The organism is Bifidobacterium pullorum subsp. saeculare, from assembly GCF_016899725.1.
GTDB lineage: Bacteria > Actinomycetota > Actinomycetes > Actinomycetales > Bifidobacteriaceae > Bifidobacterium > Bifidobacterium pullorum_C.
In genome coordinates, this window is sequence record NZ_JACLYU010000022.1 from 1 (window position 1) to 24,769 (window position 24,769).

The window sequence follows — 24,769 nt, forward strand, 5'->3', positions numbered from 1 at the left end:
AGGATCCCGTTCCCGATCCGCTCCCACGACAACGACAACGGCGGCGAGTCCGTCAACGCGGACTCCATCGGCCGCCTCCGGCGGCCCGACACCCAGCGGACCCGCGGCCGTCCCCACAGGAAGAACGACCAGGCCGCCGTCGGGTCCCGCGACAACCACGTCGTGCGCGAGCACGCGTTCCGACCGCCGGCGCGAACTCGCCGAACCCGACCTGTCGAACGAGCCGTGGCGGCCCGTGAGCGTCAAGGCCAACCCGTTCACCCCGTCCAAGAGACCCGTGGGACGCCCCGGCACCCGCGACGGACGCCCCAGACGCGTCCACGACCGGCCCATGACCCCATGGCGGCGGCCCGCAAGGTCCGACGGACAGGACCGGGCCGCCGGCGGACCCGGATACATCCCGGCCGAACGACGCGAACGCACCGAACGCCTGACCGCCGAGACGAACCCGGCCGAGCCCGTCCGCCGCACCCACGCCATCCAGGACCAGCCCGAGACCATGGCCGCACCCCGCACACACCGCCTCGAGAGGAAACTCGGCCCCGACACGCCATACTCGAACAGGACACCCGCACGCATCGCGGGCACCCGACCGGAAGACAACAACGAAACCCCAGCCGACACCGACCAGGATTCCGCGCCCACCCCACGCAAGGCACCACTCCCGGTTCCGCACTCACTTTCAAATGAGGCACCTCGTGAGGCCTTTTAGCAGGGGCGGATTCGACCGTCCGACAACAGTCGGACGACGCTGCCGCGCCAGTCGCGGCGCGGCTTACTACCAAGGAGCAGGCATGCTCAACAAGGATGAGGGGCCGCGCGGCAGCCTCATGGTCTGGTTGATGGCGGTCATCGTCGTCAGCCTCGCAGCCAGGATCGACACGATCGTGGCTGACGTTCTCGTGCTCGTCATAGGCGCGTACGCGATGCGGGATCATAGCCGTAGCTGATGGTTCCTCGGCCTGCCCAGGCGCCGCGCCCGGGCAGGCCTTTCCGCACTCTGAGTCGCTAGCCGTCATTTTCGGCGCGGGTGCGCTTCGCCCAACGTATTATGATCAATTTGTTATCATGCGAGGCTCTCAAGGCAAAGCAAAAGGGCCGGAACCCTTGGGTTCCAGCCCTTTTCGCTGGTGCGAGTGGGGGGACTTGAACCCCCACGAGCATACACTCACTGCCACCTGAAGACAGCGCGTCTACCATTCCGCCACACTCGCAGACAATGGGATAACTTACCACCGCATGTCGCAAGGGGCAACATCGACGCCCGCCATCGGCGTGTCGCGCTTAGCGTCCAGCGCCCGCTCCGCCGCTCACCGCCCGTAGAAGTGGGCCATCGTCTCGTCGCGGAATTCGTCGAAGTATCCGCCGTCGATCGAGGCGCGGATATCGTCGAGCAGCTTGATGAAGAAGCGCTCGTTGTGGATGGTGGCCAGCGTGAAGCCGTTGAACTCGCGCGCCCGCAGCAGGTGGTCCACGTACGCGCGCGAGTAGTGCCGGCAGGTGTAGCAGTCGCAGCCCTCCTCCAGCGGCCCGAAGTCGGTTTTGAACTCGGCCCGCTTGACGTTGTACCGCCCGTGGCGGGTGAAGATCGCACCGTTGCGCCCGCAGCGCGCCGGCGCCACGCAGTCGAAGGTGTCGCCGCCGTTCTCCACGCAGGCGAAGATGTCGTCCACGGAGGCGATGCCGAGCACATGCCGCGGCCGCTCCTCGGGCATCTCGTCGCAGATCCACGCGCAGATGTTGCCGATGATGCGCTTCTCCAGCGCGCCGCCGATGCCCACGCCGTCGAAGTCGAGCGAGGCGATCTGCCCGGCCGCCCGCCGGCGTAGGTCCTCGTAGTTCGCGCCCTGCACCACGCCGTACAGCGCCTGGTACGGCTTGCCCGTGCGCTCGGCGGTGAGCCGTTCGTGCTCGGCCACGCAGCGCTTGGCCCAGCGGAAGGTGCGCTCCACCGACTCCTCCTGGTAGCGCCGCGTGTTCATCAGCGTGGTGAGTTCGTCGAACGCGAACATGATGTCCGCGCCGATCTGGTGCTGGATCCCCATCGAGATCTCCGCGGAGAAGCGGTGCCGGTCGCCGTTGAGCGGCGACTTGAACGTCACGCCGTCCTCGTCCACGAATGCGAGCCGCTCCTTGCCCTGGGCGATCACGTCGTCGGATTTCATGCCGGTCACGTCCATCGCCAGCGTCTTCTTGAAGCCCGATCCCAGCGACAGCACCTGGAATCCGCCGGAGTCGGTGAACGTGGGCCCGTCCCAGTTCATGAACCGGCCCAGGCCGCCGGCCGCGTCGAGCACAGCCGCGCCGGGCCGCTCGAACAGATGGTAGGCGTTAGACAGCAGGCACTGGGCGCCGGCCTGCCGCATCGTCTCCGGCAGGACGGCCTTCATCGCCGCCTGCGTGGCCACCGGCACGAAGGCGGGGGTCCTGATGTCGCCGTGGGGGGTGTGGATCACGCCGGTGCGCCCGTAGCGCGCGCCGCCGCGGCCCAGGCCGTGCGCCGAGTCCGGCAGCCGGGTGACGGTCTCGAACGAGAACGCCGCGCGGTCGCCGGGCTGGCCCGCCGCGGCGCCGATGGGATGGTCCAGAAGGGAGGTCATGGTGGGGTCGGTCATGGGCTCCACTGTATGCGGACGCCCGGTCCCGCCGTAGCCGCGCCGCCTCCTCCGGCCTTTGGCAGCGGATTGTGTTTCGTCTTTCGGATAATGTTCAGGAAACATACAGAGGCACGGCCTTAACTTCAGAATCAGCGACATCAGGTATCCCAGAACCAGAGCCGGCCGCCGGCGCGTGCGCCATGCACCGCCCCGGCCGGCGCGAGAAGGAGCATCATGGCTGAGAACAACACCACATGGCGTCCGGAGGACGGCGCTGCGGACGGGCAGCCGCAGGGCGAGCCCGCCGCGGCCCCCGAGACCAACGCCGTGGCCCCCGCCGGGCAGACCCCGGCCGACGACACCCCCGACTACGCCGCCGCGAAGGGCGAGCAGACCGTCGTCTCCTCCGCCCCCGCGGAGCAGACCCCGGATCTGTCCGCCGCCGACACGGCCCGCACCGCCGACGACCCGGTGTACGCGCAAGGTTCGCCGTACCGTCCGGCCCCCGAATACGGCGCGTACGGCCCCGGCTACGCCCCGGGTCCGCAGAACGGGCCGCAGAACGGCCCGTTCTCCCCGGGCAACCCCTTCGCCGGCCGCGGTCCGCAGAACCCTGGCGGCCCGCAGTTCCCGCCCCAGGGGCCGGCCGCCCCGGGCAACCCCTTCGGCCCGCAGAACCCCGGCGGCCAGAACGGCCCGGCCTCCGCGGCCGCCCGCAAACCGATGGGCCAGACCGTCAAGATGGTCGTCGTCGCCATCGTCGCGGCCGTCGTCGCCGTCGCGCTGAGCCTCAGCGTCGGCTTCGCGGCCCTGACCAACGGCTGGGTGACGATCCCCGGCGGCAACTCGTTGACCAACGTGCAGTCGAACAAGTCCGGCTCCGGCTCGGCCACCGCCAAAACCGGCGAGGCCCCCGACTGGCAGACGGTTGCGGCCGACGTCTCCGACTCGGTCGTCTCCATCACCACCGTGGTGCAGAACGGCTCGGCGAAGGGCTCCGGCGCCATCATCGACGGCGGCAAAGGCACCATCGTCACCAACAACCACGTCATCGACGGCGCCCAGCAGATCCAGGTGACGCTGAGCAACGGCCAGATGTACTCCGCCCAGGTGGTCGGCACCGACACCACCACCGACCTGGCGGTCATCCGCCTGGACAACCCGCCCAGCGGTCTGAAGGCGGTCGAGTTCGCCGACTCCGACAAGCTCGCGGTGGGCGAGCCGATCATGGCCGTCGGCAACCCGCTCGGCTACGACGACACCGTCACCGCCGGCATCGTCTCCGCGCTCAACCGCCCGGTGAGCGTGATGGACGAGGATTCCGGCGAGCAGATCGTCACCAACGCGGTGCAGATCGACGCGGCCGTCAACCCCGGCAACTCGGGCGGCCCGTCCTTCAACGCGGCCGGCCAGGTCATCGGCATCAACTCCTCGATCGCCACCGCCTCCGGCTCGTCTTCCTCCGCCGGCTCCATCGGCATCGGCTTCGCGATTCCCTCGAACCTGGTCAAGCGCGTCGCCGACGAGATCGTCAAGGACGGCAAGGTCCAGCATGTGGCCCTCGGCGTGACCATCAAGACCGCGGCCGTGGAGGCCGACGGCGTGGCCCGCGCCGGCGCGCAGGTGGTCACCCCGTCCACCGGCGGCTCGGCCGTGGTCTCCGGTTCCCCGGCGGACAAGGCCGGCCTGAAGGTCAACGACGTCATCGTCGCCTACAACGGCAACGCGGTGAACAGCATGCAGTCGCTGCTCGGCTTCGTGCGCGCCACGGCGATGGGCCAGACCGTCAAGCTCACGATCGTGCGCGACGGCAAGACGATGGACGTCGACGTGACCCTCGACCAGGCCGAGGCCGACGTCAACGGCACCACCCGGCGCGAGCAGCAGGGCGGCGGCAGCAGCGGCCAGAACGGCCAGGGCGGCAATGGCTACGATGGCCAGGGCGGCAACGGCTACGACGGCGGCGGCCTGTTCGACCCGTTCGGCCTGTGGTGACCGGCCGCGTAGGCCGGCCCGGGGCGGCGCGCGCGTAAAGGCGCGCCGCCCGGACAGGGGGGAGCCCTCGAGGGCTCCCCCTTCGCGTCTGCGGGGGCGGACGATTTGCATGCCTCCCCGCCCGCTGCTAGGCTGGCGCACGTCATAACTGAATACCGATCATCTTTACGCCGTGTGTCGGAGTACCAGCATCGCCTCCCGACGGCCGCCCGCCCGGGCGCCGTGGCAATGCCGCCGATGGGCTAACAAGGCGTGAATGCAGTCCGGCGCGTCCGCGGCCCCTGGCCGTCCGCGTCCGGTTCCGTATACGACGTAAGGAGTTCCGATGGGTGCCATCGTGACATTCTTCAAGAAGGCGTGGGAGGTCTGCAAGCTCGTCCCGCCGCTGCCCGTGACCGTGCTCGCCGTCATCCCGTTCGCCCTGCTGGGGTCGTACCGGCCGTGGGGCGAGACTCCGTGGCAGTTCAACCCCTCGCTGGGCCAGTGGATCGTGATCCTGCTGGTCGCCTACACCGTCATCGACACGCTGCGCGGCATGGTCGACGACATCCGCCACGGCCACGTCGGCGTGGACATCCTCGCCGTCGTCGCAATCCTCTCCACGCTGGCCGTGCAGGAATACTGGGCCAGCTGGGCCATCGTGCTCATGATCTTCTCCGGCGAGGCCATCGAGGAGTACGCGCAGGCGAAGGCGAAGAGCAGCCTGACCGAGCTGATGAAGGCCGCCCCGGTCACCGCGCACGTCACGCGGCTGCCGGGCGTGGGCGCGGACGCCGCCCGCGCCGGCGGTTCCGCCCGGTCCGCCGGCGACGGGGGCGACTTCCGCCCCGTCGCAGCCTCCGGGACTGGCGACGGCACGGGCGCTGGCACTGGTGCCCAGGCCGGCCGCGCCGCTGGCGAGGGCGACCTCCACTTCGAGACCGTGCCGGTCGGCCAGGTGAAACTGGGCGACGTGCTCGTCGTGCTGCCCGGCGAGACTGTGCCGGTGGATGGCGAGCTGCTGTCCGTCTCCGCCACGCTCGACCTGTCCAACATCAACGGCGAGCCCCTGCCGCGCGAGGTATACGCCGGGGCGCGCGTCATGTCCGGCGCGATCAACGGCTCGACCACGCTGACCATGCGCGCCACCGAGCTGGCCCGCGACTCGCAGTACCAGCGCATCCTCGAGCTCGTCTCCTCCGCGCAGAACTCGCGCGCCACCGTGGTGCGCACCGCCGACCTGCTGGCCGTGCCGTTCACCGTCGTCTCCTTCCTCATCGCCGGCTGCGCGTGGATTATCTCCGGCGACCCGGTGCGCTTCGCCCAGGTGCTCGTCATCGCCACGCCCTGCCCGCTGCTCATCGCCGCGCCCGTCGCCTACATCGCCGGCACCGGCCGCCTGGCCCGCTCCGGCATCCTCATCAAGACGCAGGAAGTGCTCGAATACCTGGGCCGCGTCAGCCACGTGTTCTTCGACAAGACCGGCACGCTCACCGTCAAGAAGCCGCAGGTCGTGCGTCTGGAGCGGGTGGACGGCGAGACGTATGACGACGACCACATCCTCACGATGGCCGGCGTGGTGGAGACCTACTCCGTGCACATCCTCGCGCAAGGCATCGCGAAAGCCGGCGCCGAGGCGCTCGACCGGCTCAACGCCAAGTACGCGGCCGGCCAGCGGCTGTGTCCCGAGGCCGACCAGCCCGGCCACGGCACGGACCGACCCGTGGTGCGCGGCGTGACCGAGGACTCCGGCAACGGCGTCGCCGCCGAGGTCAACGGGCACCGGGTGCGCGTCGGCCGCTTCGCCTACGTCACCGAAGGCGAGGCCGCGATGGCCGGCCGCGCCGCCGCCGACGTGTTCCCGCACGCGCTCGCCGCCGACGAGATGTCCACCTTCGTGTCCATCGACGGACGTCTGGCCGCGCGCATCGTGCTGAAGGACGTTCCTCGTGCCAACGCCAAGGCGACGCTCGCCCGGCTGCGCGAGCTGGGCGTCGGGCATCTGTCCATGCTCACCGGCGACAAGGCCGCCTCGGCGCAGGTCATCGCCGGCGAGGTCGGCATCGACGACGTGCGCGCCGAGCTGTTCCCCGAGGACAAGCTCACCGCCGTCAGGAACGCGACCGTGGAGCAGGCGCCGCGCCAGCCGTGGTGGGACAAGATCGTGCAGAAGCTCGCCGGCGAATCCCTTTCCCGCCCGATCACGATGATGGTGGGCGACGGCGTCAACGACGCCCCGGTGCTCGCCGCCGCCGACATCGGCATGGCCATCACCGACGGCACCTCCACCGCCGCGTCCGAATCGGCGCAGGTGGTCATCATGAACGACGACATCGGCGCCGTGCCGCGCGCCATCGGCATCGCCCGCCGCACCAAGCGCGTGATGCTCCAGGCCGTGTGCGTGGGCCTGGGCCTGTCGATCGTGGCGATGGTGTGCGCCGCGTTCAACCTCATCCCCACCGTGGCGGGCGCGTTCCTGCAGGAGGCCATCGACGTCGTGTCGATTCTGTGGGCCCTGACCGCGCTGTTCGACCGCGACTGACACGGACCTGGGCCGGCGGTGCGCCGCCCCAGGTCCCGCCCCGGGCCCCGGGACCCCTACCGCCGCGGGGCGGGTTGCGGTAGGGTGAGGGGCTGTGACTGATATTCAAGAACTTCGTATTGCTGTGATTGGCGCCGGCCCGGCCGGCGTGTACTCGTCAGATATTTTCCTGCGTCAGCTGAAGAAGCTGGGCGAGGAACTGGGCGTGGGCGCAAAGGCCCGCATCGACCTGTTCGAGAAGCTGCCCGTGCCCTTCGGCCTGGTCCGCTACGGCGTGGCCCCCGACCACCCGTCCATCAAGTTCATCGCCGACGCGCTGGAGAAGACGCTCGACAACCCCGACATCCACCTGTACTGCGACGTGGAGTTCGGCAAGGACGTGACGCTCGACGATCTGCTTGAGCGCTACGACGCGGTGCTCTTCGCCACCGGCGCCGTCAAGGACAAGCCGCTGAACCTGCCCGGCGCCGACCTCGACGGCGTGTACGGCGCTGCCAAGTTCGTTGAATGGTACGACGGCTACCCCACCGGCGCGCGCACCTGGCCGCTGACGGCCAAGCGCGTGGCCGTGATCGGCGGCGGCAACGTGGCCATGGACGTGGCCCGCGAGCTCATGCGCAACGCCGACGACCTCAAGGCCAAGACCGACATCCCGGACAACGTGTACGAGGGCATCAAGGCCAACCAGGCGCGCGAGCTGCACCTGTTCATCCGCCGCGGCGTGGCCCAGGCCAAGTTCAGCGTGCAGGAGCTGCGCGAGATGGAGAAGCTGCCCGGCGTGCAGCTCATCATCAACGAGGACGACTTCGAGCTCGACGACGACACCATCGAGGAGGCTGGCAAGGACAAGCTCACCCGCCAGATGGTCGAGGAGCTGTTCGCCATCCGCGAGATGGCCGAGGACATGGAGGACGACGGCGACGTCGACTTCGAAGGCAACCCGGCCGACCGCAAGTACTACGTGCACTTCAATTCGGCGCCCACCGAGGTGCTGGGCGCCGACGGCAAGGTGACCGCCATCCGCGTCGAACGCACCGAAACCGGCGCCGACGGCGTCATGCACCGCACCGGCGAATTCACCGACTACCCGGTCGAGGCCGTCTACCACGCCATCGGCTACCAGCCGGCCGAGGCGCCCGGCATCGCCTACGACGCCAAGGGCGCGCACCTGGCCAACGCGAACGGCGACGGCCGCATCACCACCGAGGCCGCGGGCGGCGAGGTCCGCCCGCGCCTGTACGCCACCGGCTGGGCCAAGCGCGGCCCGGTCGGCCTCATCGGCTCCACCAAGTCGGACGCACTGGCCATCGTGACCAACATGCTCGAGGACCTGGCCAAGGCCGCCGAGGGCGGCCAGCTGGCCCCCGACCGCGACCCGGAGTCCATCGACCGTCTGCTCGCCTCCCGCGGCGTGACCCCGATCGACTTCGCCGGCTGGAAGCGCGTCGACGCCTACGAGCGCGCCGAGGGCGCCAAGGAAGGCCGCGAGCACAAGAAGGTCATCGACCCCGACCAGATGCGCGCGCTCGCGGCCGGCCGCGCTTCCTGAGGCAACGCGTCAGCCGGACTGTCCGCGGCTGCGGGCGGCCGCGTTCCCAAGGGAATGCGGCCGCCCGCAGCTGGCTTTCAGCCAACACACAGCCCCCGTTTTTAGGCTGGGCGCTATGAACGGCGAGATGAAGGTGCACGGCCACTTCAACGGCCTGAAGACAACGCTGTTGTTCGCGTTGATGTGGGGCATCATCATGCTCATCTGGTGGGCCACCGGCGGCTCGCGTGGCACGCTGGGCATCTACATCGTGATCGGCCTGGCCACCACCTTCGGCTCCTACTGGTTCTCCGACAAACTCGCCATCGCCTCGATGCACGCCCGGGAGGTCTCCGAGGCGGAGGCGCCCACGCTGTACCGCATCGTGCGCGAGCTGTCCGCGCGCGCCGGCAAGCCGATGCCCCGCATCTACGTGGCCCCCACGGAAAGCCCCAACGCCTTCGCCACCGGCCGCAACGAACGCCATGCGGCCGTGTGCTGCACGCAGGGCATCCTGCGCATCCTCAACGAGCGGGAGATCCGCGGCGTGCTCGGCCACGAGCTCATGCACGTGTACAACCGCGACATCCTCACCTCCGCCATCGCCTCCGCGATGGCCACCGTCATCACCTACCTGGGCTACTCGCTCATGTACTTCGGCGGCGGGCGCGACCGCGAGAACGACTCCGGCGGCCTGGGGCTCGTCGGCGTGCTGCTGAGCGCCATCCTCGCGCCGATCGGCGCCTCCCTCATCCAGATGGCCATCTCCCGCACGCGCGAATACGACGCCGACGAGGACGGCAGCCGGCTCACCGGCGATCCCGAGGCGCTCGCCTCCGCCCTCAACAAGATCACCTACGGCGCCCAGGTCAACCGCATGCCCAAGACGGCCGGCACGCAGTCGGTGTCCGCGATGATGATCGCCAACCCGTTCTCCGCCGTCGGCTTCTCCAAGCTGTTCTCCACGCACCCGCCCACCGAGGACCGGATCGATCGCTTGATGGCGATGGCCCGGCAGATGCGCGCGCAGGAGGTGTACGGCGGCCCGGCCTCCGGTCCGGCCCAGATCCGCTATTAGCCGGCGGCTGGCCGGCGTGCGCGTCCTGGCACCGGGCATGTGCTAAGCTCATATCCGTGCGCGCGCGACGCGCACCTGCGGATGTAGTTCATCGGTAGAACGAAAGCTTCCCAAGCTTTAGAGGCGGGTTCGACTCCCGTCATCCGCTCCACTCGATATCCTTGATATTCCAACGATTCCAAGCGTTCCAGCGGCCTGTTCAGCCGCAAAAGGTACCGCCAAAGGTACCGCACAAGCCCGGAACCCTCGCACGGTTCGTTCAGACTCCCCGCACAGTCCGCCTGCGTTCGCTTGGCGTACGGTTTGTCACGTGGGGGTACGGTTTGTCGCACTCGCGCGGACCTCATGCGGCGAACCGTACGCTTGCACGTCGTCAGCGTACGGTTTTCTTCAAGGCCATGGTCCCGATGCGACAAACCGTACGCTTGCACGCCGCCAGCGTACGGTTCGCCCGCTAGTGGCCGGTCAGTGTCCATTCTTTCTCCCCATGGGCAGATGATTCACCCGCTGGGAGCCGGCAGCGGGCCTGAAACGGGCTGTCGCTCTCGCGCATTCAGTGTGTTACATTGGATGCGTTACATGGACTGCCGGGGAGGGTGTCATGAGCACTGCGGTGACGATGCCGGTTCGGGTTCCGGATGACATCAGGCTGAGGTACGACAGGTTGGCCAAAGAGACCGGACGTACCCGCTCCTACTACGTGAATGAGGCGCTCGCCTCGGAAATCGACCGCCTCGAATACGAATACGGCATCCTCAAGGACGTGGAGGATTATCGGGCTGGACGGCTGAAGACATACAGCCTCGATGAAGCGGAACAGCGCCTTGGCTTGGGGGATTGAGCTTTCCGACCGTGCGGTGAAGGCGCTTGCCAAGCTCGACAAGCAGACGGCGAAGCGCATCACGGCGAAGCTGCGTGAGGTCGCGGCGCTCGATGACCCACGCTCCAGCGGGAAGGCGTTGACCGGCAACCTCGCAGGTTTGTGGCGCTATAGGGTCGGCGACTACCGCATCGTGTGCGACATCGAGCGCGATGTTCTCGCCATCCTTGTCGTTGACGTAGGCCACCGCAGCAAGGTCTACACGTACGCAAGGTAACGAATCAGCGCCCTCACCCGGCCGCGCCATCGGGCGGCAGCTGGCCGTCGCAGGCCCAGTCGGGGAAGCGGTGTTGCTGGTCCATCGCCATGAGCTCGCCGACGGTCACGAATTCGTACCCCTGCGCGCGCAAATCGTCGATGATCCCGGGCAGCGCCTCGACGTCCTGCGACCGGTCGCCGCCGCCGGTGTGCATGAGCACCACCGCGCCGCTGTACGCATGCTGCACCACCGCGTCGTGGATGGCCTGCGCGCCGGGGCGTTTCCAATCGAGCGTGTCGATGCTCCACAGCACGTTCGTGGAGATGAGGTCGCCGGCGCGGTCCCAGTCGGCGTTCGTGAACGCGCCGTAGGGGGCGCGGAACATGCGCGAATCCGATCCCGCCTGCGCCAGATGGTCGAAGCCCGCGGTCAGCTCCGCGCGCAGGGCCTTGGTCTCCATCGTGGGCATGTTCGGGTGGGTGTCCGAATGGCTGGCCACCTGGTGGCCCTCCTTGACCATGCGCGCCACCACGCCGGGCATTTGCGCCGCCTGGCCGCCCAGGTTGAAGAACGTGGCCTTGGCCCCCTTCTCCTTGAGGATGTCCAGCATCCTGGGGGTGTACTGGCTGGGGCCGTCGTCGAAGGTGAGCGCGATGACCTTGCGCCCGGCCGGCGGGCTCGGCGTGAACGCCGTGGTGCGCCCGTCCTGCGGCTGCTCGAGGACGGCCTTGTCCACCGTGGCGCCGCTCACCTTGCCGACCCAGACCTTCTTGGAGCCGTCCTTGCCGGGGATGTGCAGCTGCACGATGCCGCCGTCGGCCACGTCCGCCGGATCGTCCCGATGCGCGATGGCCACGACGCGTTCCTCGTGCGCCTCGGTACGGTCCTCGCCGTCGCGCAGCGTCACCCGCATCCCCTCGGCCGGACGCGTGGCCTTGAGGTCGGCCAGCGTGACGGTGCGTCCGTCGACCTCGGCCCGGACGGGCCCGCCGCGGTGCCCGGCGATGGGTTTGCCGGCGATGGAGAGGAGCCGGCCCGGCTTCGCGCCGAAGTCGCCGTGGTCGGCGAGGGCGCCGGCCAGCGTGTCCCCGACGCGCACGTCCACGACGGTGCCGTTGAACGAGACCGGCACCGGCCTGAGCCGGAGGTCCCACAGCAGCCAGCCGCCGGTGCCGGCGGCCGCCGCCAGCACGATGGCTACGGCGACGATGGCCGCGATGATGCCGCGGCGCCGCCTGCGCCGCCGGTTGCCCGGGTCGGTGGCCCCGGTCGCGCTGGTGCCGAAAAAGAGCTCCTCCACCGCGTCGTCTTCGTTGCTCACGCCGCCATTGTACGGGCTCGGGGCCGCATGGGGAAGGTTCCGCCGCCCACCATGCGGTGGTTTCCCCACGATGCGGAGGTCCCACGATGCGGTGGCCCGGAATTCCAACGATTCGCGGCACCGCACCGTGGGGCTTCCACCGCACCGTGGGACGACCACCGCACCGTGGGGGGAGTCGCCGCACCGTGGGGGGAGTCGCCGCACCGTGGGCGCAACGCCGCCGGACGTTAGGGAAGCGTTAGGGAACCGATGCGGCCCATATGTGTTCCGTTAGTTTCGCCCAACGGCCCCTCGAACGCTCCTAGACTCGCATGTTGCAATATGCCCGGGCGGGTGGTCGCCCGCTCGAACGAAGCGGTGGTCATCGGCCCGGGCTTTGGAATGAATGGAGAGAAAAAATGCTGGATGTGGCCTACGTGGTTGGCACCATTGTGTTTTTCATCCTCGTCGATCTGTTGGGCAAGGCGGTGGACAAGCTGTGATGATGACCGTCTTCACCGTGATCGGCGTGGTCCTGGGCATCGCCGGGCTCGCCTACATGCTCTATTCCCTGTGCCGTCCCGAGAAGTTCTGAGCGAACAGCAAGGTTCATAAGGGGTTTTTCGAAACATGGTTTACATCTATGCCATCCTGGCCTTCGCGCTGGTCGCGGCCATCCTGGCGGCCATCTACAAGCCGCTGGGCGATTACATGTACAACGTGTTCACGTCCGACAAGGACCTCTTCTTCGAGAAGTGGATCTACAAGATCATCGGCGTGGACTCCAAGAAGGAGCAGACCTGGAAGGCCTACCTGCGCGGCATCCTGGCCTTCTCGCTGCTGAGCGTCCTGGTGCTCTACCTGCTCCAGCGCGTGCAGCAGTGGCTGCCGTACTCGCTGGGCATGAAGAACGTCTCCCCGGCGCTGGCCTTCAACACGGCCGCCTCCTTCGTGACCAACACGAACTGACAGTCCTACTCGCCTGACGTCACCCTGGGCTACACGGTCCAGCTGGCCGGCCTGTGCGTGCAGAACTTCGTCTCCGCGGCCGTCGGCATCGCCGTGGCCATCGCCCTCGTGCGCGGCTGGACCGACGCGCCGATCCTCGTCGTCTCCGGGCGCACCGACGCCCGCGAGAAGGTGGCCGTGCTCGACGCCGGCGCCGACGACTACGTGACCAAACCCGTCTCCATCGACGAGCTGCTCGCCCGCATCCGGGCCCTGGCGCGGCGCATCCCGCAGGAGGCCGAGACGCCGCAGGTCACGCTCGGCGACGTGACTGTGGACCTGACGGCCCACGCGGTGTTCCGCAAGTTCCGCGGGCGGCAGGTGCGCGTCAAGCTCACCCCCACCGAGTGGAAGGTGCTCGAGATCCTGGTGCGCAACGCCGGCAAGCTCGTCACACGCCAGGACCTGCTCACGGAGATCTGGGGCTCCGAGCACATCAACGACTCCGGGTATCTGCGCCTGTACATCTCGCAGCTGCGCAAGAAGATCGAGGCCGACCCCTCGCATCCGAAGTATCTCAAGACGGAGACCGGCATGGGCTACCGCCTCGACCTGCCCGAGGGGCAGTGAGGCAGGCGGCCCGGCGGGGCCGGCGGGACTTGCGAGGTCGGCGGGGCTTGCGTGGCCGGCGTGGCTGACGGACATCGGCTGGCGGGGTGTGCGCGGGGCGCGCGATAATGGAGGCATGACGATCGCTACTCCGGAACGCTATGCCGAGATGCTGGACGCCGCGCGCCGAGGGGGCTACGCCTACCCGGCCATCAACGTGACGAGCACGCAGACGCTCAACGCCGCCCTGCAGGGCTTCGCCGAGGCGGAGTCCGACGGCATCATCCAGGTGTCGGTGGGCGGCTCCGCGTACTTCTCCGGGCAGGCCGTGAACGACCGCGTGGTCGGGTCGCTGGCCTTCGCCGCCTTCGCGCACGAGGTGGCGGCGCGCTACCCGGGCATCACGGTGGCGCTGCACACCGACCACTGCGCCAAGCAGTACCTCGACTCGTGGGTGCGCCCGCTGCTCGACCACGAGATCGAACAGGTCAAGCGCGGCGAGGAACCCACGTTCCAATCGCATATGTGGGACGGGTCCACCGTGCCGCTGGAGGAGAACCTCGACATCGCCGCCGAGCTGCTCGACAAATCGGTCAGGGCGCACACCGTGCTCGAGATCGAGATCGGCGCGGTGGGCGGCGAGGAGGACGGCCATTCGGCCGCGATCGACGAGCGGCTCTACTCCACGCCCGCCGACGGCCTGCGCGTGGCCGAGCGGCTTGGCCTGGGCGAGCACGGGCGGTACATGGCCGCATTCACCTTCGGCAACGTGCACGGCTCATATAAGCCCGGCGTGGTCAAGCTGCGCCCGGACCTGCTCGGCCGGATCCAGTCCGAGGTGTGGCAGGCGCTGTGCGACGGACGGCTGACGGAGGCGTCCTGCGTCTCCACCTGCACGCTGCCGGACATGGTGGAGGGCAAGCCCTTCGCGCTGGTGTTCCACGGCGGCTCCGGCTCCACGCCGGAGGAGATCGCCCAGGCCGTTTCGCACGGCGTGGTCAAGATGAACATCGATACGGACACCCAGTACGCGTTCACCCGCGCCATCGCCGGGCATATGTTCAAGCATTACGACTCCGTGCTCAAGGTGGACGGCGAGGTGGGCGAGAAGAAGTTCTACGACCCCCGCTCCTGGGGCAAGAAGGCCGAGAAGGCGATGGCCGCCCGCGTGGTCGAGGCCTGCCAGCAGCTTGGGAGCGCCGGCAAGGCGCTGAAGTAATCGCCCCCGCCCCAGCCGCGCCCCCGCGGGGCGCGCGCGGGGCGTGTTGAGGGGTCACGATAGGCTGTTCACCGGCGAAATCATGGCACAAGCGCGGAGGTGCATCCATGCCCGGAATCGTGTTGGTCGGGGCCCAGTGGGGCGACGAAGGCAAGGGCAAGGCGACCGATTTGATCGGCACCAAGGTCGATTACGTCGCCCGCTTCAACGGCGGCAACAACGCCGGCCACACCGTCGTCGTCGGCGACGAGTCCTATGCGCTGCACCTGCTGCCCAGCGGCATCATCAACCCCAACGTGACCCCGGTCATCGGCAACGGCGTGGTCGTCGACCCGCAGGTCCTGTTCGAGGAGATCGACGGCCTGCAGGCGCGCGGCGTGGACTGCTCCCGCCTGCTCGTCTCCGAGGCCGCGCACATCATCGCGCCGTACCACCGCACCATCGACAAGGTGACAGAGCGCTTCCTGGGCAAGCACAAGATCGGCACCACCGGCCGCGGCATCGGCCCCGCCTACGCGGACAAGATCAACCGCGTGGGCATCCGCGTGCACGACCTGTTCAACGCGAATCACCTGCACGACAAGGTCGAGGCGAGCCTGCACCAGAAGAACCAGATGCTCGTCAAGCTGTACAACCGCCGCGCCGTGGATGTGGACGCCGTCACCGACGAGCTGCTCGCGCTGGGCGAGCGTCTCAAGCCGTATGTGGCCAACACCTCGCTGGTGCTCAACACCGCGCTCAACGAGGGCAAGACCGTGCTCTTCGAAGGCGGCCAGGCCACGATGCTCGACGTCGACCACGGCACCTACCCCTTCGTCACCTCCTCCAACCCGACCGCCGGCGGCGCCTGCACCGGCACCGGTGTGGGCCCCACCAAGATCACCCGCGTGATCGGCGTCTCCAAGGCGTATGTGACGCGCGTGGGCGAGGGCCCGTTCCCCACCGAGCTGTTCGACGAGCAGGGCGAGTGGCTGCGCCAGCAGGGCCACGAGTACGGCGTGACCACCGGCCGCCCGCGCCGCTGCGGCTGGTTCGACGCGGTCATCAACCGCTACGCCACGCAGATCAACGGCCTGACGGACATCGTGCTCACCAAGCTCGACGTGCTCACTGGCCTCAAGGAGATCCCGGTGTGCGTGGCCTACGACCTCGACGGCATCCGCTACGACGACATGCCCACCGACCAGGCCGTGTTCGCCGCGGTCAAGCCGGTGTACGAGATGATGCCGGGCTGGAGCGAGGACATCTCCTCCTGCCACAGCTTCGACGAGCTGCCGCCCACCTGCCAGGCGTACGTGAAGCGTCTGGAGGAGCTGTCCGGCTGCCGCATTTCCGCGATCGGCACCGGCCCGCAGCGCGACCACATCATCTCCGTCCACTCGCTGGTGGACTGAACGAACGGTTCCGCATGAACCGCTACGACGCCGACGCCGAGCCCGCCGGCCTCCACGTGCCGGCTTTGCCGCCCGTGGAGATGATCGTGAGCCCGCTCGCCGAAGGCGGCGGGGACGACGGGGCCGATAGGACCGACGGAACCGGGGTGACGACCCGGCCCGGGCCCGCGACACCGGCCGGGCCGCAGGCTGCCCAGCCGGCCGCCGTGGAACCGGCCGCGATGACGCAGGAGATGAGCGCGGCCGTCGCGCAATCGTATGCGGACACGGTGCCGCGCCCCACCGGCGCGGCCGCGGCCGCCCACCCGCCCGAGATCCCGCTCGCGCCCGCCAAGCGGGTGCAGGCGCGGTTCAACCCGCTCGCCGACTGGGCGCTGTACCTGGTCGTGTTCATCGGCGGCTGCCTCGGCACGGCCCTGCGCTACGCGCTCACGCTGCTGCTGCCCGCTCCGGCGGCGCCGACCGGCTTCCTCAGCGCGTTCCACACCGCCACCTTCCTGGCGAATATGTGCGCGTGCTTCCTGTTCGCCGGGCTCACCGCCTACCTGTCGCAGGCGTCGTGGATCCGGCGGCGCGCGCGCCAGCTCACCTCGCGCGGCGTGGGCATGGGCCTGTGCGGCGGCTTCTCCACGCTGTCCGCGATGGTCATCGAGGAACTCACCGCCATCCAGGACGGGCAGATCGGCGGATTCATCGGCTACGCGCTGATCAGCTTCATCGGCGGCCTGGCCGTGGCCGCGCTCGGCGTCAAGCTCGCGCTGATGCTCGGCGCCCGTCGCGAGGCCCGCGTCGTCGCCGAGGCCGTGGGCGGCGCCCATGCGGCGCACGGGGCCGGCGCCGACGGGACGCCCCGCTCCGGCTTCATCCACGTGCCCGTCGGGTCCGTCCCCGAGGGGGACTACGGCCAGCCGCTGCCGCCCACCGACCAGGCCGGCCAGACCGGACCGGCTGGTCCGGCTGGTCCGGCCGCCGCGCTGCCGGCCATCGAACCGGAGCCGGTGACCGACGAGATCCCGCTGGTCGCGGATCCGGTCACCGGCGTGGTCCGGGAGACGGAGCCGGGCGCGACCGGCGGCTCCGGTGCCGCCGGCGCCGGCAGGCAGGAGGCGCGGGCATGATGACGTTCCTGGTGGTCTGCCTGTGCGGCGGCCTGGGCGCGACGATGCGCTTCGTGGTGAACACCAGCGTGCAGCAGTGGTGGAACCGCGCGTTCCCGCTCGCCACCTTCGTGATCAACGTGATCGCCACGTTCTGCGCGGGCGTGGCCGCGGCGGCATACGCGCTCGGCACCGTGGACCACGGCACCTACCTGCTGTTCGTGACCGGATTCCTCGGCGGCTTCTCCACCTTCTCCACCGCGATCAACGAGATGGTCTCGCTGGCACGCGCCAAGCGGATCGGCATGGCCGCGCTGTACTTCGCGATGACCGTCTGCGTGCCCGTCCTGTGCGTCGCGGCCGGCTGGGCCGTCGGCTCGCTCGGGGCGTGAGTCGGCGCGGTCCCGCGGACCGGCGCGCCGGCGCGGGCCGGGCCCACACGCCTGTCGGACAACACTCAGCCTGATGCGCTATCTACAATCGGTATAGAGACACAATTGAAGAGTCCAGCGGTCAAAGGCGGTGCGGGATGGCATACATCGAATTCGATCATGTGGTCAAGGAGTACGCGTCGGGGCAGTCCGCCATCCGCGCGCTGGACGAGGCCAGCTTCACCGCCGGGCAGGGCGAGCTCACCGTGATCCTGGGCCAGTCCGGCGCCGGCAAGACCACGGCCCTGAACATCCTGGGCGGCATGGACACCGCCACCTCGGGCCGCGTGGTCGTGGGCGGCCGCGACATCACGGGCTTGAAGAAGAAGGAGCTGGTCGCCTACCGGCGCAACGACATCGGCTTCGTGTTCCAGTTCTACAACCTCGTGCCCAACCTGACGGCGCTGGAGAACGTGGAGCTGGCCTCGCAGATCTGCGCCGACCACTTCGACCCCGCCGAAACGCTGCGCAAGGTGGGTCTGGGCGACCGCCTCGACAACTTCCCCGCGCAGCTGTCCGGCGGCGAGCAGCAGCGCGTGTCCATCGCGCGCGCCATCGCCAAGAAGCCCAAGCTGCTCCTGTGCGACGAGCCCACCGGCGCCCTCGACTACGAAACCGGCAAGGAGGTGCTGCGGCTGCTGCAGGACATCTGCCGCGACGAGGGCATGACGGTGATGATCATCACCCACAACTCCGCCATCGCCCCGATGGCGCACAAGGTCATCCGCTTCCGCTCGGGCAAGGTGGTGGGCGAGGACGTCAACCCGGCCCCCACGCCGATCGCCGACATCGAATGGTAGGTGCGCGATGTCCGTGGAACATGCTGTGAAACGCCGGGGCTCCCCGCCCCGCGCCGGCGGCGGCCGGGGGATGAGCGGCGCGTTCGCGAAGGACACCGTGCGGTCGTGGGCGCATGCCTGGAAGCGCTTCTTCTCCATCGCCGTGATCTCGATGCTGGGCGTGGCCGTGCTCACCGGCATCTACGCCGGCTGCCGCGACATGTTCCTCGCCGCCGACCGCTTCTACGACGCGCAGGGCCTGCACGACATCCAGGTGCTCTCCACCTACGGCCTGACCGACGACGACGTGACGGCCCTGCGCCGCGTCGAAGGCGTCGCCACCGTGCAGCCGGAGCACACGCAGGCCGTGACGGCCCTCGTCAAGGGCACCGAGAAGAACGTGACGATGACCGAGCTGGGCCGCGACGGCCTCGACCTGCCGTATGTGCAGGACGGTCGCCTGCCGCGCAAGGCCGGCGAGGTGGCCGTCACCGAGAAATTCCTCAAGGACTCCGGTCTGGCGATCGGCGACCGCCTCACCGTCACGCCCGAATCCGATACCGACGACGCGGCCGCCGGGGCCGCGTCGGTGCCGGGGGAGTCGGCGCCGACGTTCCCGACCAAGCTGACGATCGTGGGCCGGGTCCTCGATCCGAAGGACCTGACGAATCCGGACGGCTACAGCACCGCCGCCTTCCGCTCGCCCGGCACCGCCGACTACGTGTTCTTCGCGCCCAGCGCCGGCGTGAAAGGCGACGTCTACACCGCGATCAGCCTGAGCGTGGAAGGCGCCGCCGGCCTGGACACCTTCGGCGACGACTATGACGCGGCCGTGGACGAGGTCGCCGACCGCATCGAGCACACCGTGCAGACGCCGCAGCAGAAGGCCCGCCGCCAGACCATCGTCAACGCCGCGCAGCGCACGCTGGACGAAGCGAAGGAGAAGGCCACCGGCCAGATCGCCGACGGCCAGCGGCAGCTCGACGACCAGCGCGCCGAACTCGAGCGCAACAAGCAGACGCTCGCGGACTCCAAGGCGCAGCTGGAGGCGCAGCGCACGCAGCTGGCCGACGGCGAGACGCAGCTGGCGCAGGGGCGCGCGCAGCTGGCCGACGCGCGCACGCAGATCGCCCAAGGCCGCAAGCAGATCGACAACGCCCGCGCGCAGCTCGACGCGGGCAACCGGCAGCTGGCCGACGCGCGCTCGCAGCTCGACGGCGGACTCGCCCAGGTCACGTCCGGCCTGGCGCAGCTCGACCAAGGCATCGCGCAGATTGACCAGATGCTGCCGCTGGCCGAGCAGGCGCAGCGGCTGCTTAAGGCCATCCCCTCCATCGAGGTCGATCCGGCGGACTGGCGGCAGATCGCGGACCTGCTGGGCCGCATCGGCATCCCCGCCGACCCGGACAATCCCCCCGGCACGGCGCTGGCGGGCATCCGCACCCAGGTGGACACGCTCGTCTCCGGGATGCAGGCGCAGCGGCTGCAGCTGGAAGCGCAGCGCAACCAGCTGACGGCCACCAAGCAGCAGCTCGACGAGCAGAACGCGCAGCTGACGGCCAAGGAACAGGAGGCGGCCGCCGGCCAGGACGAGCTCAACCGGCAGTCCGCCGCCCTCGAACAGAACGCGGCCACCGTCGAATCGCAGGCCGCGCAGCTGGAATCGCAGGCCGCGCTGCTGACGGCCGGCCGCCAGCAGCTGGACGCCGGCCTCAAGCAGATCGAGGACGGCGAGGCGCAGCTCAAGGACGGCGAGGCCCAGCTCGACGACGCGCAGCGCCAGCTCGACGACCAGCGCACGAAGGCCACGAAGGAGTTCGCCAAGCAGCAACAGACCATCGACGACATCGCCGCCGCGCAATGGTATGTGCAGACGCGGGACAGCATCGGCGGCTTCAGCGCCCTCGACTCCGACGTGAGCTCCATCCAATCCCTCGGCCTGGCGTTCCCGGTGATGTTCCTGCTCGTCGCCGTGCTCATGAGCCTGACCACGATGACGCGCATGGTGGAGGAGGAACGCGGGCTCATCGGCACCTACGTGGGGCTCGGCTACGGCAGCGGCGCCATCGCCTGGCGCTACCTGCTGTTCGCGCTGCTCGCCTGCCTGATCGGCGGCGGGGTGGGCCTGCTCGTCGGCTTCCTGGGCATCCCCGCGTTCCTGCTGCTCGTGCTCAAGGACATGTACGTGATCCCGGACATCCGCCTCGAATACAACTGGCTGACCGGCACCGGCGGCATCCTGCTCTTCGTGGTCGGCGTGCTCGCCGCCACCGCCGTCGCCTGCGCCGGCGAGCTGCGGCAGACGCCGGCCGCGCTCATGCGGCCCAAGGCGCCCAAGGCCGGCTCGCGCGTGCTGCTGGAACGCATCAAGCCGCTGTGGCGGCGCCTGGGCTTCCTCAACAAGGTGACTGTGCGCAACATCTTCCGCTTCAAGTCGCGGCTCATCATGACCGTCGGCGGTGTGGCCGGATGCACCGCGCTCATCGTGTGCGGCCTGGCCATCAACGATTCGGTGGACACCATCGGACCCAAGCAGTACGAGGACATCTACCAGTACGACATGCTGGTGGTTGCCGCCGACGACCGCGCCGACCAGATGCGCGCCAAGGTGCGCAGCGACGGGCAGACCACCGAGACGCTGGACCTGCGCGTCGAGAACGGGGAGATGCAAAACGACGCCGGCAGCTCGACCGTGCAGCTCACCATCGTGTCCACGGGCGGGGGTGCCGGGGATTCCGGGGATTCCGCCACGCTGGGCGACATGGTGCGCCTCGCCGACGCGACCACGCGCCGGCCGCTCAGCCTCGGGGCGGACGACGTGATCGTGGAGCAGTCCGCCGCCAAGGCGCTCGGTGTCAAGGCCGGCGACACCGTGAACCTCACCGACGGCCAGATGCGGCACGGCGAGGCCGAGGTCACCGCCGTCACCCGCAACCTCGTGGGCGCCGGCGTGTACCTGGGCGAGGAGGCGTACCGGCGGATCTTCGGCGTCGCCGACGGCGTGGAGATGACCCCGAACGCGGTGATGGCCAAGCTGCGCGGCGACGCCGACGAACGCATGGCCTACGTGGAGCGGCTCGGGCGCTCACCGGCGGTGCTGAATGCCACCAGCTGCGACGACCTGCAGGCCAGCTTCACCTTCGAGCTCATGGGCGCGGTGGTCGGGCTCATCGTGGCGCTCGCCGGCTCGCTGGCGCTGGTCGTGCTGTTCACGCTCGCGAACACCAACGTGTCCGAGCGCGTGCGCGAGATGGCCACGCTCAAGGTGCTCGGCTTCTACGACCGCGAGGTGCACACCTACGTGAACAAGGAGATGCTCATCCTCACCGGCGCGGGCGTCGTGGTCGGGCTGCCGCTGGGTCATTGGATCGGCGGACTGCTCACCTCCGTGCTCAATATGCCGAGCATCTACTTCGAGGTGGAGGTGCACTGGTGGAGCTACCTCATCGCGGCGGCGGCCACGATGGTGTTCGCGCTGCTGGTCACGCTGCTGACGAACCCGGTGCTCGACCGCATCGATCCGGCGGTCTCGCTCAAAAGCGTGGAATAGCGGCGGGGGCCGGTGGCCCCGGCGCGTTAAGGTGGTGCCTTATGACCATCGAGAGCAACGCAAGGAACGAGGGGAAGTCGGGAGGCCGCGGCGCGGCGGGCGGGGAGGCCGGCGCCGGGCGGCTGGCCTCCCCGGAGGACCTCGACCGGAACAACGCGATGGAACGCGGCCTGAGCAACCGGCATGTGCAGTTCATCGCGATCGGCGGCACCATCGGCACCGGCCTGTTCCTCGGGTCCGGCAAGTCGATCGCGCTGACCGGGCCGAGCATCGTGTTCGTGTACATCCTCGTCGGCGTCGTAATGTTCTTCATGCTGCGCGCCATCGGCGAGATGATGTACCGCGACCCGAGCCAGCACACCTTCATCAACTTCATCCGCATCTACCTGGGGCGCGCCTGGGGCAAGTTCGCCGGGTGGACGTACTGGATCGCGCTGGTGCTGCTCGGCATGACGGAGATCACCGCCGTCTCGCAGTACTTCGTCACGTTCTTCCACACCTTCGGCATCGACCTGTCCGGGTGGAAATGGCTGATCGAGCTGTGCTTCCTCGTGGTGCTCGCCTCGGTGAACCTCATCGCGGTGAAGCTGTTCGGCGAGGTCGAGTTCTGGTTCTCGATGATCAAGATCACGCTGATCGTGGGGCTGATCGTCACGGCGGTGGCGATGGTGGTGATCGGCTACCACTACCCGGCCGTGCAGATCCAAGGCGTGGACGGCGTGAGCCCGGCCGGGCACGCGGGGCTCGACAACATCACCGACGGCTTCTCGCTGGCGCCCAACGGCTGGCTCGCCTTCCTGATGAGCTTCCAGATGGTGTTCTTCGCCTACGAGATGATGGAGTTCATCGGCGTGACGGTCTCCGAGACGAAGAACCCGCGCCAGGTGCTGCCCCGGGCCGTCAACGAGACGATTCTGCGCGTGCTCATCTTCTACGTGGGCGCGCTGGTGGCCATCATGTGCATCGTGCCGTGGACCACGTTCAAGCCGAACGCGGACGGCACCTTCGCCTCCCCGTTCATCATGGTGTTCCAGTACGCCGGCCTCAACTGGGCGAGCGCGCTCGTGTTCTTCGTGGTCATCACGGCGGCCAGCTCCGCGCTCAACTCGCTGCTGTACTCGGCCGGGCGCCACCTCTACCAGCTGGCCGGCGAGTCCGAGTCGCCGGCGCTGCGCCGTCTGGCCGTGGTCTCCTCGCACAAGGTGCCGGCGCGCGCGATCATCGTCTCCGCGGCGCTGGTGCTGCTCTCGCCGGTGGTCAACGCCTTCCCGCAGGTCTCCAGCGCGTTCGTCGTGTTCTCCTCGGCCAGCTCCGCCGTGTTCCTGTTCATCTACATCCTGGTGATGCTGGCGCATCGCCGCTACCGCCGCTCCGCGGACTTCCTGCCGGACGGCTTCGTGATGCCGGCGTGGCGGTGGCTCAACACCATCGCAATCGTGTTCTTCGTCTTCGTGTACGCGACGCTGTTCCTCGGCGACGACACCCGCATGTCCGGCGTGGTGGGCCTGGCCTGGCTGGCGCTGTTCGGTGGCTGGTGCCTGCTCTCCGAACGCCGGCGGGCGCTCTAGGGGCGGCGCAGCTAGCGTTCTAGCGGCGTCGCCTCATGCGGCGAACCGTACTCTGACCGCGTGCAAGCGTACGGTTCGCCGTGTAGATGATGAGGACGGTCAGAACGTGGGGACGGCGCGGACGACCGGCGTGGGGGCGGTGGTGTGGCGGTGCCCGCCTGGTGTGTGAAACGCGCCATGCACGAGTGCGGATGTGTAGTGCTTGCCGCACATGCCGTAGAATTCCGCTTCTCTATCGCACCCCGCCACCGAGCATACATGCCCGCTCATGGTCTCTTCCCCCTTCTGCCCGTCTCTGGGCCTGTGCACGCGCATCACTGCATCGCGTCTGAAAAGCACTATAGGTACCAGCTATGAACAAAAGCTAACGGCGTGTCGTCCGGGAATGTTGGCGGTTGGCTCGTCGTGGGCAGTGTGGCATGTTGCCGGTGCTTGACAGCGCTGTTACAGGAGCAGATGCCCGGGCGCTTGGGTCGGAGTGCGCGGACTGGAGGATATTGAACGTGCCGTCGGTGACGGATGCGTGTAGCTGACACGGATACCTGAACGCCGGGCCTGAGCGCTCCGTCGGCCCTGTGCATGTGCGGACTGGTTTGATCCGTACGTCTGCGGCGGAAACGTTGATTCCGCAGGGATCCCGGCAGCCCTGTGCATATGCGGACTGATTACTGTCAGACTGTGCATGGGATGGTCGTGAACGGGGCCTTGGGCGGCCTCCCATGACCATGCTATGCACAGCTGTGTCTTCCCGGACGCTCCTCGTGGCCAGCCAGTGCACAGTTGTGCATCCGGGGACGCCGCGTATGGGGCACGCTATGCACAGCTGTGCCTGGCGTGGTCGTGAGGGGTGCGGTCGAAAGGTTGGACGCGTGGGCGTCTGGATTGGAGTCCGATAGGTATGGCGAGGAGCAGCGTCGCGGGGCGGTCGATCTGTATTTCCGGGATGGCGTGTCGTTGAGGAGGACGATCGCGGTGCCGGGCCATCCGTCCGAGGCGGGGCTGGCGAACTGGGTGTCCCGCGATCCGCGGCATTCCGGGAGGCGGCGTGTGTCGTATACGCTTGATGCCAGGGCGGG

17 protein-coding genes, 2 tRNA genes and 2 pseudogenes are annotated in these 24,769 nt (G+C 68.8%); 18 read left to right on the forward strand and 3 right to left on the reverse strand.

What is annotated here, in order from left to right; all coding sequences use genetic code 11:
* The first annotated feature begins 794 nt into the window (after nt 1-794).
* A complete protein-coding gene (locus tag H7U32_RS08260; RefSeq protein ID WP_204469602.1) occupies nt 795-950 on the forward strand; it encodes a hypothetical protein in 156 nt (51 codons plus the stop codon).
* A gap of 178 nt (nt 951-1,128) precedes the next feature.
* On the opposite strand, the gene H7U32_RS08265 is transcribed toward H7U32_RS08260, so the two are convergent.
* Nucleotides 1,129-1,214 (reverse strand) — tRNA-Leu (locus H7U32_RS08265).
* An 83-nt stretch (nt 1,215-1,297) separates the two neighbouring features.
* Nucleotides 1,298-2,600, reverse strand: a pseudogene (gene tgt / locus H7U32_RS08270) (tRNA guanosine(34) transglycosylase Tgt); the annotation flags it as partial.
* 231 nt (nt 2,601-2,831) lie between these two features.
* Here tgt and H7U32_RS08275 point away from each other — a divergent pair.
* From H7U32_RS08275 to H7U32_RS08305, 7 genes are all read left to right on the forward strand, one after another.
* The gene (locus H7U32_RS08275; RefSeq protein WP_204469603.1) at nt 2,832-4,592 is read left to right on the forward strand and encodes a S1C family serine protease; all 1,761 of its coding nucleotides are present in this window, start codon (nt 2,832-2,834) and stop codon (nt 4,590-4,592) included.
* A gap of 325 nt (nt 4,593-4,917) precedes the next feature.
* Nucleotides 4,918-7,113 (forward strand): heavy metal translocating P-type ATPase, encoded by a 2,196-nt coding sequence (locus tag H7U32_RS08280; RefSeq protein ID WP_204469604.1) that lies wholly within the window; start codon nt 4,918-4,920, stop codon nt 7,111-7,113.
* A gap of 94 nt (nt 7,114-7,207) precedes the next feature.
* A complete protein-coding gene (locus H7U32_RS08285) occupies nt 7,208-8,662 on the forward strand; it encodes an FAD-dependent oxidoreductase (RefSeq protein WP_204469605.1) in 1,455 nt (484 codons plus the stop codon).
* Nucleotides 8,663-8,777: 115 nt separating this feature from the next.
* Complete coding sequence (htpX, locus tag H7U32_RS08290) at nt 8,778-9,719, forward strand: zinc metalloprotease HtpX (protein WP_204469606.1); 942 nt, start codon at nt 8,778-8,780, stop codon at nt 9,717-9,719.
* Between the two features lie 77 nt (nt 9,720-9,796).
* Nucleotides 9,797-9,870 (forward strand) — tRNA-Gly (locus tag H7U32_RS08295).
* A gap of 450 nt (nt 9,871-10,320) precedes the next feature.
* Nucleotides 10,321-10,560, forward strand: coding sequence for a type II toxin-antitoxin system RelB family antitoxin (gene relB, locus H7U32_RS08300; protein ID WP_204469607.1), 240 nt, complete (start codon nt 10,321-10,323; stop codon nt 10,558-10,560).
* A complete protein-coding gene (locus H7U32_RS08305) occupies nt 10,526-10,816 on the forward strand; it encodes a type II toxin-antitoxin system RelE family toxin (RefSeq protein WP_306452361.1) in 291 nt (96 codons plus the stop codon). Before relB ends, H7U32_RS08305 begins: the two co-directional genes overlap by 35 nt.
* A gap of 13 nt (nt 10,817-10,829) precedes the next feature.
* On the opposite strand, the gene H7U32_RS08310 is transcribed toward H7U32_RS08305, so the two are convergent.
* Nucleotides 10,830-12,119 carry a polysaccharide deacetylase family protein gene (locus tag H7U32_RS08310; RefSeq protein WP_323804614.1) on the reverse strand — a complete coding sequence of 430 codons (1,290 nt, stop codon included), beginning with the start codon at nt 12,117-12,119 and terminating at the stop codon, nt 10,830-10,832.
* 311 nt (nt 12,120-12,430) lie between these two features.
* On the opposite strand from H7U32_RS08310, the gene H7U32_RS08315 reads away from it, so the two are divergent.
* The 10 genes and pseudogenes from H7U32_RS08315 (at nt 12,431) to H7U32_RS08360 (ending at nt 23,693) form a co-directional block, all read left to right on the forward strand.
* Nucleotides 12,431-12,601: a hypothetical protein gene (locus tag H7U32_RS08315; protein WP_204469608.1), complete on the forward strand. Its 171-nt coding sequence runs from the start codon at nt 12,431-12,433 to the stop codon at nt 12,599-12,601.
* Between the two features lie 127 nt (nt 12,602-12,728).
* A pseudogene (locus tag H7U32_RS10865) lies at nt 12,729-13,304 on the forward strand (potassium-transporting ATPase subunit KdpA); the annotation flags it as partial.
* A 123-nt stretch (nt 13,305-13,427) separates the two neighbouring features.
* Nucleotides 13,428-13,676 carry a winged helix-turn-helix domain-containing protein gene (locus H7U32_RS10870; RefSeq protein WP_323804617.1) on the forward strand — a complete coding sequence of 83 codons (249 nt, stop codon included), beginning with the start codon at nt 13,428-13,430 and terminating at the stop codon, nt 13,674-13,676.
* A 115-nt stretch (nt 13,677-13,791) separates the two neighbouring features.
* Nucleotides 13,792-14,874: a class II fructose-bisphosphate aldolase gene (gene fbaA, locus H7U32_RS08330; protein WP_204469610.1), complete on the forward strand. Its 1,083-nt coding sequence runs from the start codon at nt 13,792-13,794 to the stop codon at nt 14,872-14,874.
* Between the two features lie 107 nt (nt 14,875-14,981).
* Complete coding sequence (locus H7U32_RS08335) at nt 14,982-16,268, forward strand: adenylosuccinate synthase (protein WP_204469611.1); 1,287 nt, start codon at nt 14,982-14,984, stop codon at nt 16,266-16,268.
* 14 nt (nt 16,269-16,282) lie between these two features.
* Entirely contained in the window at nt 16,283-17,386 is a 1,104-nt protein-coding gene (locus H7U32_RS08340; protein ID WP_239457634.1) for a fluoride efflux transporter FluC, read from the forward strand.
* A complete protein-coding gene (locus tag H7U32_RS08345) occupies nt 17,383-17,757 on the forward strand; it encodes a fluoride efflux transporter FluC (protein ID WP_204469612.1) in 375 nt (124 codons plus the stop codon). The genes H7U32_RS08340 and H7U32_RS08345 overlap by 4 nt, the downstream gene beginning before the upstream one ends.
* 137 nt (nt 17,758-17,894) lie before the next feature.
* Entirely contained in the window at nt 17,895-18,596 is a 702-nt protein-coding gene (locus H7U32_RS08350) for an ABC transporter ATP-binding protein (protein WP_204469613.1), read from the forward strand.
* A gap of 7 nt (nt 18,597-18,603) precedes the next feature.
* Nucleotides 18,604-22,125 (forward strand): FtsX-like permease family protein, encoded by a 3,522-nt coding sequence (locus H7U32_RS08355; protein ID WP_204469614.1) that lies wholly within the window; start codon nt 18,604-18,606, stop codon nt 22,123-22,125.
* A 41-nt stretch (nt 22,126-22,166) separates the two neighbouring features.
* Nucleotides 22,167-23,693: an amino acid permease gene (locus H7U32_RS08360; protein WP_204469615.1), complete on the forward strand. Its 1,527-nt coding sequence runs from the start codon at nt 22,167-22,169 to the stop codon at nt 23,691-23,693.
* Nucleotides 23,694-24,769 lie beyond the last annotated feature (1,076 nt).